Source organism: Aquirufa aurantiipilula (assembly GCF_019923745.1).
GTDB classification, from domain to species: Bacteria; Bacteroidota; Bacteroidia; order Cytophagales; family Spirosomataceae; genus Aquirufa; species Aquirufa aurantiipilula.
On sequence record NZ_JAANOG010000001.1, the window covers coordinates 17,982 to 32,457 of the forward strand.

At 39.1% G+C, this 14,476-nt stretch carries 10 protein-coding genes; 4 read left to right on the forward strand and 6 right to left on the reverse strand.

What is annotated here, in order from left to right:
- Positions 1-10: 10 nt before the first annotated feature.
- Complete coding sequence (gene polA, locus G9H60_RS00085; protein ID WP_223142100.1) at positions 11-2,860, reverse strand: DNA polymerase I; 2,850 nt, start codon at positions 2,858-2,860, stop codon at positions 11-13.
- Between the two features lie 65 nt (positions 2,861-2,925).
- On the opposite strand from polA, the gene pdxH reads away from it, so the two are divergent.
- Positions 2,926-3,558, forward strand: a complete 633-nt coding sequence (gene pdxH / locus G9H60_RS00090; RefSeq protein ID WP_223142101.1) for a pyridoxamine 5'-phosphate oxidase — start codon at positions 2,926-2,928, stop codon at positions 3,556-3,558.
- Between the two features lie 85 nt (positions 3,559-3,643).
- Here pdxH and bshB1 read toward each other — a convergent pair whose 3' ends face one another.
- Genes bshB1 through trxB form a run of 3 tightly spaced genes read right to left on the reverse strand, consistent with a single transcriptional unit; the run spans position 3,644 to position 6,411 of the window.
- A complete protein-coding gene (gene bshB1 / locus G9H60_RS00095) occupies positions 3,644-4,363 on the reverse strand; it encodes a bacillithiol biosynthesis deacetylase BshB1 (protein ID WP_223142429.1) in 720 nt (239 codons plus the stop codon).
- 2 nt (positions 4,364-4,365) lie between these two features.
- Positions 4,366-5,463 (reverse strand): peptidoglycan DD-metalloendopeptidase family protein, encoded by a 1,098-nt coding sequence (locus G9H60_RS00100; protein WP_223142102.1) that lies wholly within the window; start codon positions 5,461-5,463, stop codon positions 4,366-4,368.
- A gap of 9 nt (positions 5,464-5,472) precedes the next feature.
- Complete coding sequence (gene trxB, locus G9H60_RS00105; protein WP_223142103.1) at positions 5,473-6,411, reverse strand: thioredoxin-disulfide reductase; 939 nt, start codon at positions 6,409-6,411, stop codon at positions 5,473-5,475.
- Between the two features lie 130 nt (positions 6,412-6,541).
- Between trxB and G9H60_RS00110 the strand changes: the two genes are divergently transcribed.
- On the forward strand, positions 6,542-7,801 hold the full coding sequence (locus tag G9H60_RS00110) for a cation:dicarboxylate symporter family transporter (RefSeq protein ID WP_223142104.1): 1,260 nt from the start codon (positions 6,542-6,544) through the stop codon (positions 7,799-7,801).
- A 22-nt stretch (positions 7,802-7,823) separates the two neighbouring features.
- The gene (locus G9H60_RS00115; protein ID WP_223142105.1) at positions 7,824-10,100 is read left to right on the forward strand and encodes an NADP-dependent malic enzyme; all 2,277 of its coding nucleotides are present in this window, start codon (positions 7,824-7,826) and stop codon (positions 10,098-10,100) included.
- Here the strand turns inward: G9H60_RS00115 and G9H60_RS00120 are convergent.
- Together G9H60_RS00120 and G9H60_RS00125 are read right to left on the reverse strand one after the other, a co-directional pair.
- Positions 10,090-11,940: a M61 family metallopeptidase gene (locus tag G9H60_RS00120; RefSeq protein WP_223142106.1), complete on the reverse strand. Its 1,851-nt coding sequence runs from the start codon at positions 11,938-11,940 to the stop codon at positions 10,090-10,092. The genes G9H60_RS00115 and G9H60_RS00120 overlap by 11 nt on opposite strands.
- Before the next feature lie 2 nt (positions 11,941-11,942).
- Entirely contained in the window at positions 11,943-13,151 is a 1,209-nt protein-coding gene (locus G9H60_RS00125) for an ABC transporter permease (protein ID WP_223142107.1), read from the reverse strand.
- A gap of 77 nt (positions 13,152-13,228) precedes the next feature.
- Between G9H60_RS00125 and G9H60_RS00130 the strand changes: the two genes are divergently transcribed.
- Entirely contained in the window at positions 13,229-14,404 is a 1,176-nt protein-coding gene (locus tag G9H60_RS00130) for an exo-beta-N-acetylmuramidase NamZ family protein (RefSeq protein ID WP_223142108.1), read from the forward strand.
- The last annotated feature ends 72 nt before the right edge of the window (positions 14,405-14,476 follow it).

Below are 14,476 nucleotides of genomic sequence, written 5' to 3' on the forward strand. Positions count from 1 at the left end.
AATTTAATCATTAATGGGCCTCCAACCAATTTGCACCAACACCAATACCCGTTTCAATTACAACGCCTAAATCTAGGGCAGAACACATGATTTTATCAATCCTTTCGCGAAGGTAGCCAATTTCATCCACATGAGCATCAAATACAAGTTCGTCATGTACAGTTAGGATCATTTTCGACTTCAAATTTTCTTTCCAAAGGAAATCTTGGATTTGAATCATGGCCACTTTAATCATGTCAGCAGCTGATCCCTGAATAGGCGCATTGATGGCATTTCGTTCAGCAAAGCCTCTCTCATTCATATTGGGAGAAAGTATATCTTTTAAATACCTTCTTCTTCCAAGTACGGTTTCAACGTAGCCAAAATCCCTTGCCTTGGCTATACTTTGGTCCATATACGACTTCACCTTAGGGAATTCAATGAAATATTGATCAATGATTTCTTTGGCTTCCGTTCTCGAAATGCCTATCTGAGCAGCTAAGCCAAAGGCAGATACTCCATAAATAATACCAAAGTTGACTGTTTTTGCCTTTCTTCTCATGTCAGAACTAACCTCTTCTAATGGTACTTGAAACACCTTGGCAGCTGTTGCTTTGTGAACATCCAAACCTTTATTAAAGGCCTCGCACATCGAATCATCCTGTGAAAAGGCCGCCATGATGCGCAATTCAATTTGAGAATAATCCGCTGAAAGAATTTGATATTCCTCATTTCTAGGTATAAATGCCTTTCTGATTTCTCTACCTCGAACTGTACGGATTGGAATATTTTGTAAGTTAGGATCTTTAGAAGACAATCGGCCGGTAGCCGTTACTGCCTGCATGAAAGAGGTATGAATGCGTCCTGTTTTCGGCGAAATCAATTGAGGAAGTGCATCCACGTAGGTGGATTTGAGCTTTTGTAATTCCCTGAAATCTAAAATCAATGAAGCAATTTTATGCTCACCTTCTAATTTGGAAAGGATTTCTTCCCCCGTCATATATTGACCAGTTTTGGTCTTTTTGGCTTTAGGATCTAAGCGTAATTTTTCGAATAAAACTTCTCCTAACTGCTTAGGAGAGGCAATGTTAAAGGATTCACCTGCTAATTCAAAAATCTGCTTTTGAACCTCTTGTGAGTCTTTTTCTAAGGTATTTGACATATCCTTCAAGAAAGGAATATCCAATAAAACACCTTCTCTTTCTACAGTAGATAAAACGCGCGCCAAAGGCATTTCAACTTCTTTGAAAAGTTGAATTGTTTTTTCATTTGTACCCATTAATTGGTCCAAATGTGGTTTTATTTGCCAAGTAATGTCGGCATCTTCCGCGGCATATTCTTTGACTAAAGCTACATCCACATCTCGCATATTACTTTGTTTAGCTCCTTTTTTGCCAATTAATTTCTCAATAGACATAGGCTCATAATGCAAGTAGCTCATGGACATGGCATCCATATTATGGCGTTTTTCTGGCTCAATTAAATAATGTGCCAACATGGTATCATAGGTTTCTCCATTGATTTCTATACCATAATTGGCCAAGACGCTCATGTCATATTTGATATTTTGAGCGATTTTCTGAATTTGATCATTAGCAAAAAGCTCCTTGAACAAATCGATTTGTTGTTGACATGCCTCCTTATCCTCAGGAAAAGGAATGTAAAATGCCTCTCCTTTTCTATAGGCAAATGACATTCCCACTAATTCAGCATCAATAGCATTGATGTTGGTTGTTTCTGTATCAAAACAAAACGAGCTTTGTCGGGCTAAATACGTAATCAATCCTTTGATTGCTCCTTCGCCTTGAACTAAATGGTATTGGTGTGGTGTATTTTCTAGTGTATTGAAAGATTGGTAATTAGTAGCCTCCTCTTCATCTGTGTTTATTTCTTCTGAAGGACTTGGATTGGGGGCTGTAGGTGCGGGGCTACCAAACATATCCATTTGATTGGCTGCCACTTTAGGACTAGCTTTGGCTTTAGGGGCGGCGGGCTCTACGCTTGCGTCCTCACCTAATATTCTTTTTCTTAACGTGCGGAATTCCAACTCGTCCAAAAGTGGCTCTAACAAGGCCTTATTGGGTGGAGTATACAGTAATTTTTCTTCTTCGTATTCCAAAGGAACTTCACAGAGTATACGTGCCAAATGCTTGGATAAAATACCTTGCTCTTTAAAATTAACTAGGTTTTCCTGTAGCTTTCCTTTGAGCTGATCCGTGTTTTCCAATAGGTTTTCTAAAGACCCAAACTGTTCAATCAACTTTTGAGCCGTCTTTTCTCCAACTCCAGGAATTCCAGGGATATTGTCGACCGCATCTCCCATCAATCCTAACATGTCAATTACTTGATCTACATGTTGGATATTCCATCGAGCACAAACCTCTTCAGGACCTAATATTTCTACGCCTTTACCCATAAAGGCAGGCTTGTACATTTTTATTCTTTCTTCTACTAATTGTCCATAATCCTTATCTGGGGTCATCATGTAAACCACGATATCGGGATTTGCTTTAACAGCTTTTTTAGCAATGGTTCCTATGATATCATCAGCCTCATAACCATCCATGATGAGTAAGGGAATATCCATGGCTTCTACTAAGCGTTTGACGTAGGGAATGGCAATGGTGATGTCTTCCGGCTGGACTTGTCGCTGTGCCTTGTAGGGCGTGTATTCGATGTGACGAAAAGTAGGAGCAGAGGTGTCAAAGGCAACACCCAAATAATCAGGTTTTTCCTTTTGGATAACCTCTAGAATGGTATTGGTAAAACCGAATACGGCACTGGTATTTATTCCTTTTGATGAGATTCTGGGTGTTTTAGCAAATGCAAAATGGGCACGATAAATCAAGGCCATTGCATCAAAAAGGAATAATTTTTTCATATATTTAATCTTTATTAGATGGGCTTTTGGAGCCTAAACAAAGATAAGGAATAAATACTCGAATTATGAATTTAGCAGCCCTAAGAGAAAATTATCAGAAAGGAGAATTGTTGGAAAGTAAGGTGCATCCTGATCCATTAGAGCAGTTTAAGATTTGGTTTAAAGAAGCACAAAATGCGGAATTACCTGAGCCTAATGCCATGTTTTTAAGTACTTTGGGGAAAGACATGCGTCCATCAGGGAGAATTGTTTTATTGAAATATGTGGACCGAGGATTTTCCTTTTTTACGAATTATTTTTCAAGGAAAGGGCATGATATCGCACATCACGACAAAGCATCAATTACTTTTTTCTGGGGTGAATTAGAGCGACAAGTTCGTATTGAAGGACATATTGAAAAGGTGGATGAAAAGTTGTCTACTGAGTATTTTCAATCCAGACCGAGAGCCTCACAAATTGGTGCTTGGGTATCTGAGCAAAGCGCTAAAATACCTCATCGGGAATTTTTGGAGGAGCGTTTCAAGGAATTGGAGAAACAATACGAAGGAAAAGACATTCCCAAACCAGAACATTGGGGAGGCTATGAGTTAATTCCTGATTATATGGAGTTTTGGCAAGGAAGACCTTCTAGGCTTCACGACCGTGTGGTATATGAATGGGTTAATGGAAGTTGGGAAAGATTTCGAATTGCACCTTAAATTAATTGTAAATGGTAAATGGTAAGTTGAATTCTTAACTCATTTATAATTCACCATTCACCAATTACAATTCATAATTTATAATTTATAATATTGTTTCAAATCCTCTTAAGCCCATCGTTCTTTGGCTTTGATATCCTTCACCATATTTGACGCCAATTTTGTGACCCATTTCCATGGAACGGGCACGAATGAATTCTAGGAAGTCAGGAGAAGAAATGTAGGAGTCAGGTTCATTGGAGTTCGGATCAAAGAATTGACTTTTGAATGCACGAATAGATTGCTCTTTGATATCCCAATGGGCACTAATGTCAATTACAAAATCAGGTGTTAAATACCGATCTTGAATGTAATGAAATACATGCTTAGGTCGCCAAGCAGCTTGGGCATTACCTTGCTCATCATGAGTTTCTATTTTTCGTAAACCGGATAAAAAACAGGCATCTATTGCCAATTGGGCACCTTTCCCATGGTCAGGATGTCGATCTTCCAAAGCATTTGCCAAAACGATTTCAGGTTGATATTTGCGAATGACCTGAATTAATTTCAATTGGCTTTCTTCATCATTTCGGAAGAATCCATCGCGGATGCCTAAGTTCTCTCTGGCATGTAAACCTAAAATAGCCGTAGAAGCAGCAGACTCAGCAATACGAATTTCAGGAGTTCCTCGTGTACCTAACTCACCACGGGTGAAATCGACAATGCCTACTTTTTTACCTTGTTGAATTTGAGATACTATGGTACCCGAACAAGCTAGCTCTGCATCATCGGGATGCGCGGCCATGACTAAAATATCAAGTTTCATCATTAGTGAATGCGTAAACGTCTACCTGCTCGAATAGTGGAGCTGAGTTTTAATCCATTTAATCTTGCCAATTTGGTTACTGATATTCCTGCTCGCTGAGCAATGGAATACAAGGAATCACCTGAACGAACTCTTGTCCAAGCTGTACGTCGCGATCGAATCTTTTCACCCGCACTACCATATTCATTTCGAAGGGAAAGTGAGCGTCTATCAAATGTTCTAGCTGTAATTAATAAGTGATCTGAAAGCGGTTCTCCCGTGCTTAAATTGTACACATTGTTTGGATTAAAGGGATTGCCTTCATACCTAGTTTCAAAGTGCAAATGGGACCCTGTACTTCTTCCTGTATTCCCACCTAAACCAATTTCATCACCAGCTTTCACAAAAGTTCCAGCTTCAAAATTTCGTTTAGAAAGGTGACCATAAAGTGTTTCAAGGCCATTGTAATGTCTGACTACCACATAGTTACCATAACCCGAATAATCAAAACCTGAAATACGTACTATGCCATCAAAGGCCGACATCACGGGGTATCCTGTTTCTAAATCTAAATCTACACCAGCATGTAAGCGGCCCCAACGTGGACCAAATGGACTGGTTTGTTTGACTACATTTAAAGGGGGCGACCAATTTCTTCCGCTTCCTACATTGTATAATTCAATATCCACGGGTTCATCAAAATCTTTGATATCTATGTCGTAAGGGTCTATACTTTTCGTATCCCAAATGGCAAAATAGGAGGCCACGGTGACAAAATCTTCACTTCCTACAGGAGCATTTTCTTCTTCAATTTCCACAACTAATGCTTCTCCTTCATCAATGGAAGTGGTATCGAAATTACTGATGGTTGGGTTTAAAACTTTGATGGGTTCGTATTTACGTTCCTGCATCTCAGAACCTGCCACCATGCCGGAAGTTTCTGTTTCATTTCGAAATTGTAAGGGAGGAAGATCATCGATTTCCTCTTTCTTTTCTTTGGTATTGGGGCTTGATTTGGTCTCTATCTTGGTGCTTTTTTTGAACAAATTACGTTCTTGAGCCTTTGCAGTAAAGGCAAAAAAAGTGACCGACAGGAAGAAAATCAGGTTTTTTACTGACATAAATGAATATTAATGTAAATGATTGGCAGCCAACCATCTTTCTGCGTCTAAAGCAGCCATACAACCGCTACCTGCCGCTGTTACGGCCTGACGATAAATGGAATCCTGCACATCTCCGCAAGCAAAAACGCCAGGGATATTGGTACGAGAACTTCCTTTCTCTGTGATCAAATATTCTTGAGCATCCATGTCCAATTGATCTTTGAAAATGGATGTATTGGGTTGATGACCAATGGCCACGAAAAATCCAGTTAAGGCAATTTCCTCCGTAGCTCCGTTTTCACGGTTTTTGATGCGAATACCTGTAACTCCGTTGGCATCTCCTAGAATTTCTTCTGTTTCAGAATTCCAATGGATATGTATTTTGGGGTTGTTTTTAACTCGTTCCTGCATGATTAAAGACGCGCGCATTTCGTTTCTGCGTACTATCATGTGTACCTCAGTACATAAATTGGCTAAATAACTTGCTTCTTCAGCAGCTGTATCACCTGCACCTACTACGGCCACAACTTGGTTACGGTAAAAGAAACCATCACAAACTGCACAGGCAGAAACGCCTAGACCATTGAAAGTAGTTTCTCCTTCCAATCCTAACCATTTGGCAGAAGCACCGGTAGCAATTATCACTGCATCCGCTTCTAATTCAATTTGGTCATCAATCCATACTTTTTTAGGTTGACTACTAAAGTCTACTTTAGTGGCTAAACCAAAGCGTACATCAGTACCAAATCGTTTCGCTTGATTTTCTAAATCCTGCATCATAGTAGGTCCATCTACACCTTTCGGGTAGCCTGGAAAATTGTCAACTTCCGTGGTAGTCGTTAACTGACCACCTGGTTGTCCACCTTGATACATAATTGGTTGTAAACCTGCTCTAGATGCGTAAATAGCTGCGGTATAACCTGCCGGCCCTGAGCCGATAATCAAACATTTTATTTTTTCTGCCATAAATTTAATAACACCTTGAAGATCTCAAATGGTTCATGAAGGTGCAAAATTCGGTAAATAAGCGCAGAATCCCAAACGAGGATATTTTGCTATTAATCCTTACATTTGTTCATCATCTGCATACAAACGAATGAGTAAAAAGAAAATTACACAGAACCTGACATTTTGGGTTTTAATCTCCATTTTTCTAGGTGTACTTTTAGGACATTTTGCTCCAGATTGGGCCTTGTATTCCTTGATGGAAAAGAAATTTACTTATTCATTTTTGGGGGCAGACATCAGTATGGGCCCGAGTGTCAGTGAACTGCTGAGTGGATTTTTTATCAGTTTAGTGAAGTTATTTATTCATCCCATCATTTTCCTGACCATCAGTTTGGGTATAGTCAATATGGGTAACCTAAAAAAAGTGGGTCGGGTAGGAGGAAAGGCCTTATTGTATTTTGAGGTGATAACTACTGTGGCATTAGTCATTGGACTTTTGGTTTCAACCATTTTAGTACCTGGTGAAGGAGTTATTCGTTCTGATGTGGCGGGAGGAGATATTAGTAAATACACTTCAAAAGCGGCTTCATTCTCTTGGTTATTATTTTTAAAGGAAAATTTCACGGTTCAAGTTTTATTTTTCTCCATCTTTTTTGGCGTTTTTTTAAACTCTGTCCGTGGAAAAGCACGCATGATTTCTGGCATGGAGCAAGCTTCCCACTGGGTATTTAAAGCTCTTCATTGGGTTATGTACCTGGCACCATTAGGAGCCATGGGAGGTATGGCCTATACCATTGGTAAATTCGGCATACATTCTTTATTGCCTTTAGCCAAATTAATGGCCTCGGTTTACATTACGATGGGCTTATTTATATTTGTCATTTTGGCTTTGGTCATGCGCTCCTGTGGAGAAAGAATCACTTCTTTTTTGAGTTATATCAAAGCAGAATTATTGATTGTTTTAGGCACTTCTTCCTCCGAAGCAGCTTTGCCTTCTTTGATGCAAAAATTAGAAAAAATGGGTTGCTCTAAGTCTGTTGTCGGTTTAGTGGTTCCAGCAGGTTATTCATTTAATTTAGATGGTACTAGTATTTATCTATCTATGGCGACCTTATTTCTAGCTCAGGTATATGGTATTCAACTGAATTGGGGGCAATTATTGACCATCATTGGCGTTTTAATGGTTACTTCCAAAGGCGCAGCAGGTGTTACAGGAAGTGGATTTGTGGTGCTAGCGTCCACATTGACAGCTTTACAAGTAATTCCTCTTGAGGGCTTAGCCCTACTTTTAGGCGTAGATCGTTTCATGTCAGAAGCCAGAGCGATCACGAACTTCATTGGTAATGGAGTAGCTACCATTTGGTTAGCGAAGCATGAAGGTGAATTTCACGCCCCAGAATCCGAATAATTTTCATCAACATATATAATTTATGTCCATTTCATCTATTTTAAAACAAGATGCCTTAGCTTACCATTCCGAAGGTAAACCAGGGAAGATTGAAGTCAAACCCACCAAATCAACCGCCACTCAGCGAGATTTATCGCTAGCCTATTCCCCAGGTGTGGCTGAACCTTGTTTAGAGATTGCCGCATTTCCTGAGAAAGTGTATCAATATACCGCCAAGGGAAATTTAGTGGGGGTGATTTCCAATGGTACAGCTGTCTTAGGATTAGGGAATATTGGTCCAGAAGCGAGTAAACCTGTGATGGAAGGAAAGGGTGTTTTATTTAAGATTTTTGCCGATATCGATGTGTTTGACTTGGAGTTGAATTGCATGGAGCCCAATGATTTTGTGGAAACGGTGGTACGTTTAGAACCTACTTTTGGGGGTATCAATTTAGAAGATATTAAGTCGCCTGAATGCTTTGAAATAGAAGAAAAACTAAAGAAACGTTTGAAGATTCCCATCATGCACGACGATCAGCATGGGACTGCCATTATTTCTTCCGCCGCTTTAATTAATGCCTTAGAAATTGTTGGCAAACAGATAGATCAAGCACGTTTTGTGGTTTCAGGAGCAGGTGCTGCGGCTATTTCATGTGTTAAATTATACTTACAATTAGGTGCTAAGATTGAAAACTTTTTGATTTTTGACAAAGATGGACTAGTCTCAAAAGCTAGAACGGATTTGAATCCTTATGTGAGCCCACTTGCTTGTGATGCCCAAGAAAAAAGGACATTAGCGGAAGCCATGAAAGGCGCAGATGTATTTTTAGGCTTATCTGTTGGGAATATTCTTTCACCAGACATGGTGGCTACCATGGCTAAAGACCCGATTGTGTTTGCTATGGCCAATCCAACACCCGAAATTGGTTATGAAGAAGCCAAAGCTGTTCGAGAGGATTTGATCATGGCAACGGGCCGTTCGGATTATCCTAACCAAGTCAATAATGTCTTGGGTTTTCCCTTTATTTTTAGAGGAGCCTTGGATGTTAGAGCCTCTGAGATTAACGATGAAATGAAGCTTGCTGCGGCCAAAGCCTTAGCTTGTTTAGCCAAAAAACCCGTACCAGACATAGTAAATTTGGCCTATAATGAAAAGAGCATCAGTTTTGGTCCAGAATACATTATTCCCAAGCCTGTAGATCCACGATTGATTACGACGGTTTCCATGGCTGTTGCTAAAGCTGCGATGGACTCAGGAGTGGCTACGGTTCAAATTAAAAATTGGGATGAATACGAACATCAATTAGCTAAACGCTTAGGTTTGGATAATCAGGTGATGAAATTCATCCTGAAACGAGCCAAGAGTAATCCTAAGCGCATTGTATTTGCCGATGCTCAAAATTTAAAAGTATTAAAGGCTGTCAGAGAGGTTTTGGATGAGGGAATAGCAAAGCCGATTTTATTAGGGAATCAAGCCAAAATTCAAGCTATTTGTGAGGAACACCACATTGATTTGCAAGGCACAGAAATCTTGGATTTCAAACATCCGGATAGCGAACCTTTGTTAAAGGAGTTCGCCGATTTGTTCTATGAAAAACGAAAAAGACGTGGTTATACGCGTTGGGAAGCAGAAAAGCAGGTAAGAAAGAGTAATTATTTTGCCGCCATGATGTTGGAAACCCAGCGTGCCGATGGTGTTATTTCCGGTTTGACAAAGAATTATCCCGAAGCCATTCGTCCAGCTTTACAAATTATTGGTAAAAAGCCTGGTGTCAAAAAAGTGGCAGGTATGTATTTGCTTTTGAGTAAGAAAGGGCCTTTGTTTTTCTCAGATACCACCATTAATTTCCAACCAGATGTGGAAGATATTGTGGAGATTACACGTTTGACAGGAGAGGCAGTGGAGCGATTTAATTTACAACCTCGCATTGCCTTGTTGAGTTATTCTAACTTTGGGTCAGCTGATGGGGATGATGCCATCAAAATGAGAGAGGCTACTCATATTTTACAGAAAAAATATCCGAAATGGTTGATAGAAGGAGAAATGCAAGCGCATTTAGCTTTTGATAAAGAGCTACGTCAACAAAATTATCCTTTTGCCACTTTGGGAAATGAAACAGCTAACACGCTTATTTTTCCTAATTTATCAGCAGCTAATATTGCATATAATTTATTGAAAGAGGCGGCTGAAATCGAATACATTGGACCCATTCTACTAGGTTTACGTAAACCTGTTCACGTCTTACAATTAGGAGCAAGTGTTCGTGAAATTGTCAATATGGTAGCTATAGCTGTGGTGGAAGCACAAACTACGGAATAGAATTCATCCATTGTTGACGTAATTCCAATTGGGCATCGCTCGGATTCTTTTGGGGAACAAAGGAAGTCGGAGCGCTGCCCATACTGGTTTGAAACGGGGCTTTCATACGTACCGTTTCATATGTTCCATTTCCTTTAGGTCGAGCTACTTCAATTTCTAAAATGTCACCTAATTGTATGTCTTTGAGCACCTTAGCAGCATTTATGCTGAAGCTATCCAAGCTAAAAGAAAGTTGATTGATGAAGACTATTTCATCTTTAGCTTGAAGGCCAAGAATTCTGCCAAATTCATTGATTCCGTCTTCTGAATTGATGACGGCTCTATGTGTTTCAGCATTAACATTCAGAGACTGAAAATCAAAGCCTAAAGACTTTATTGGACTCGCATTGTATTCTTGTATTTCGTATCCAATACTATGTAGCCAATCAGCTACAGGAATTTCATCTTTCCCTGCTACATACTTTTCAAAAAAAGTTTTCAATTCCGTTTTTTGGGTGATTTGAATCAATTGCTCAAATAATTCATCGTCTTTAAACGACTGATTGGGGCCATAAAATTTAGCTAAATCACGCATCATTTCTTGTGTACCATACTTCCCTTGGCTGAGTTTTCTCAGGGTTAAATCCAATCCAAATCCTAACCAAGCTCCCTTTTGATAAACATTTCCATATTCATCTTTGTACTTATCCAAAACCTTTTCACTCATAAGGGTAAAGGGTAACTTTCGATCGAATTGCACATTCATGACTTCCCACTTATTTTCAAAGGTTGACATGAATTTTTTCAAGTCGGTAATTTGGTATTTTAATTGAACATGATGGGCCGCATATTCCGTTAATCCTTCATACAACCAAAGATGCTTGGACATTTTAGGTTGAAGGAAATTGAAGTTTCCAATTTCCTCAGAATGAATGTTCAAAGGAGTTACAATGTGGAAAAATTCATGAGCACAAACCTCACGGATGGTTTCAGCCAGGGTCTGGATATTTCCTTCTGGTAAATAATAAAATGAGGATTGAGCGTGTTCTAATGCGCCATAACTGCCATTTTTGATATTGTCAGATAAAACAATGATGAAAGCATAGTTGGAAACTGGAAGCTGACCTCCTAAGTATTTTTTTTGAGCCTCTAGGAGCGGTTTTATTTGTTCAGCCACTTGTGCAGCCGAGCACATTTTATTAGGGGAATAAACAGAAATTAAAATTTTGGCATTGGCCAATGGAAAACTAATCGTGTCGGGTGCTGCATACATCAATGGCGCATCAATCAAATCTTGATAATGATTGGCTTCAAAAAGATCGCTTGGGGCTTTACTTTTATTTTGTAATGAACTGGCTCCAAAAAATTGAGCAGGTTTATCAATGGAGAGTTGAACTTGTGCCTTTTCATGGCCTATGAAATAACCCAACATGGCATGCGTGTTCAAGGCATATAAACTATCTTTTTGAAATGAGGTACCTGCAGGTTCAAAGACATAATCACCAGCAATTTCGGGACTATCCCAAGTATCATCCACGAAATAACGAATTTCAGATAGTTGAGAAGCATTGGATATTTGATACGTATTTGGACCTGTTTTTTTTATTCGAAGGCTTTTACCTTGTGCATCTAAGGCTTTAAATTCTTGGACAAATCGACCGAAATCATAATTGGCATATGTTCCAGGAACTATTTTGGGCAGGGCATAGACAACTTCCTTTTGTTTGAATTTAGGTGTTTTGACAACAACTTCTAAACGATCATTGGCAAGTTTATTCAAGTCGATTTTATACTGCACCTTATCTTGCCCCAGCGCAAGAGTCGACATGAAAAGCAGTAAGTAAATTAGTATTCTTTTCATAATTATTGCTTGTATTGTAGTGCTTCTTGAGCTTGAATTTTTTTGATAAATATGGTAGGCAAGGTAATGATGAGAGCCACCAATAAGCTTGTTCCGATATTGACCCAAACCCAAGTAGACATGGACCAAACGATTGGAACAGAACTCATATAATAGCTTTCAGGATCTAGAGGAATTAAGTGATAGCTGGATTGCAGGTAACAAAAAATGACAGCTAATAAATTACCTATGGCTAAACCTCGAAGTAAAATGAAGAAACCATTCCACCAGAAAATGGTCCTGATTTGTCGGTGACTAGCCCCCATGGCTTTTAATAAACCTACCATGGGAATACGTTCCATGATTAATACCCAAAGGGTGGCAATGAGATTGAAACAAGCAACGACCAACAATAAGGAGATAAAAATGACAATATTTCTATCGAGCATCATCATCCAGTCGAAGAGCGCAGGGTATAGTTCCGTTATGGTTTCTAAGCGCCATTCTGTAGGCATTTTGGATTCTATCTCTTCAGCTGTTTGATATAAATCAGCGGATTTTTTTAAAAATACTTCATAGGTTCCAATTGAATCGGCTGACCAGCCATTCATTTTTTGCACCCAACTACGGTCTGCCAAAATGAACATTTTATCTAATTCTTCTAATCCAGTTTCATAAATCCCGGTGATTTTTACTTTTCTTGGGCGCTCTGGATTGCTTAAAAAATAGAGAATTAAACTGCTGTGTAGCCTGACTTTCAATTGCTTAGCTAAGGTGTTGCTCAATATAATGTCCTGAGGATGTTGGATTTGAGCTTGTCCTTGAAGCATGTTTTTCGATAACTGGTTTTTCGGCACATCGTTACCAATTCCTTTGATGACGATACCTGCCAGTCCTGCGTCTCCTACTAGGATTCCAGGCTTTTGTAAATGAGCTTGAATATGATCAATGGCTGGATTTTGCCGAATGGTTTTTTCCCAGGCTACATTTCTACGCATGGGGCTATCGGAGAGGGAGTGGTTGCCTGTGATTTGGCTCACATGAATATCTCCTGCAAAACTGGTTAATTTGTCTTGTATGGCCTCTTTAAAGCCGAATAATATGGCAAAAGCAATGAGTATGATGCTGACTCCCATGGCCACAGTACCTATACCCACATAGGTTACTGTTTTAGAAAAGGAGGTTTCATGGGTATTACGAATCCGACGTGCAACAAAAAGTGGAAAATTCATTCAGTCGATTTACGTTAATAATTTTAAAATTTATCTGATATTTGATAAGTAAATGTTAAACCGCAAAGAAAATAGGAATGCATCGAATCTACAAGCTATTGATTTTATTGTTGTTCTTTTCCAATGGGCTATTAGCTTCTAAGAGTATGGCTCAAGTGACAAAAGCTATCCCAGGAGATCAACAAATTTCAACCTATTTACCTATGATTTTTGACAAGCGCGTTGGCTTGGTAGTGAATCATACATCGGTTTTGGGTAAAACTCATTTGGCTGATACCTTATTGTCTTTGAAAGTTCCCATCAAGAAAATCTTTGCTCCAGAGCATGGTTTTAGAGGTACGGCTGATGCAGGAGCTCACATAGATAATGGCAAAGATGAAAAAACGGGATTGCCCATCATTTCTTTGTATGGTTCACATAAAAAACCTACCAAAGCTGATTTAGAAGGCCTTGATGTATTGATTTTTGATATCCAAGATGTGGGCACTCGTTTTTATACCTATAGTTCTACCTTGCATTATGTGATGGAAGCTTGTGCGGAAAACAGTGTGAAATTGATTATTCTAGATCGTCCTAATCCCAATGGGCATTATGTAGATGGACCTGTTTTGGAAAAGGAATTTGCTTCTTTTGTTGGCTTAAATCCCATTCCTGTAGTGCATGGATGTAGCTTAGGAGAGTTAGCTAAAATGATTAATGGGGAAGCTTGGTTAGACCGAGGCATTCAATGTGATTTGACTGTAATTCCTGTGAAAAAATACAAACATTCAGATCAGGTACACATTATTGTGGCACCATCTCCCAATTTACCCAATGATCAAGCGATTGGATTATATCCTTCTTTGTGCCTTTTTGAAGGAACAAATGTAAGTATTGGAAGAGGGACCACAACGCAATTTCAAGTGGCAGGAACCAATGTGGAGGGTTTAGGTGATTATACCTTTACACCGATGCCTTTACCTGGAGCCATGGATCCACCATTGAAAGGTAAGTTATGTTATGGTTTTAATTTAAGCCAAGTAGATACCCGTGATTTAGGCTTTAGTTTGAAGTATTTATTTTATTTCTTTGAAAAAACGGGTAAAAAAGAATCCTTTTTTACGAGTCCGGCTTTCTTTGATAAATTGGCAGGAACCAATGAATTAAGAAAAATGATGTTGGAAGGGAAGTCAGAAAAGGAGATCAGGGCAAGTTGGCAAGAAGGCTTGAAAGAGTATAAAAAGATTCGAGAGAAGTACTTGATTTATCGATAGAAATACCAAATAAATACTCGATTTTTCGTTTAAAATTGCGACCTTTGCCGTTTATTTTTATTCAAAGCAGCT

What these genes read in the sequence shown, in the direction of transcription:
- G9H60_RS00110 (WP_223142104.1), top strand. Translation starts at nt 6,542, where the DNA reads ATGAGTAAAAAGAAAATTACACAGAACCTGACATTTTGGGTTTTAATC.
- trxB (WP_223142103.1), bottom strand. Translation starts at nt 6,411, where the DNA reads ATGGCAGAAAAAATAAAATGTTTGATTATCGGCTCAGGGCCGGCAGGT.
- G9H60_RS00130 (WP_223142108.1), top strand. Translation starts at nt 13,229, where the DNA reads ATGCATCGAATCTACAAGCTATTGATTTTATTGTTGTTCTTTTCCAAT.
- polA (WP_223142100.1), bottom strand. Translation starts at nt 2,860, where the DNA reads ATGAAAAAATTATTCCTTTTTGATGCAATGGCCTTGATTTATCGTGCC.
- G9H60_RS00120 (WP_223142106.1), bottom strand. Translation starts at nt 11,940, where the DNA reads ATGAAAAGAATACTAATTTACTTACTGCTTTTCATGTCGACTCTTGCG.
- G9H60_RS00125 (WP_223142107.1), bottom strand. Translation starts at nt 13,151, where the DNA reads ATGAATTTTCCACTTTTTGTTGCACGTCGGATTCGTAATACCCATGAA.
- G9H60_RS00100 (WP_223142102.1), bottom strand. Translation starts at nt 5,463, where the DNA reads ATGTCAGTAAAAAACCTGATTTTCTTCCTGTCGGTCACTTTTTTTGCC.
- bshB1 (WP_223142429.1), bottom strand. Translation starts at nt 4,363, where the DNA reads ATGAAACTTGATATTTTAGTCATGGCCGCGCATCCCGATGATGCAGAG.
- pdxH (WP_223142101.1), top strand. Translation starts at nt 2,926, where the DNA reads ATGAATTTAGCAGCCCTAAGAGAAAATTATCAGAAAGGAGAATTGTTG.
- G9H60_RS00115 (WP_223142105.1), top strand. Translation starts at nt 7,824, where the DNA reads ATGTCCATTTCATCTATTTTAAAACAAGATGCCTTAGCTTACCATTCC.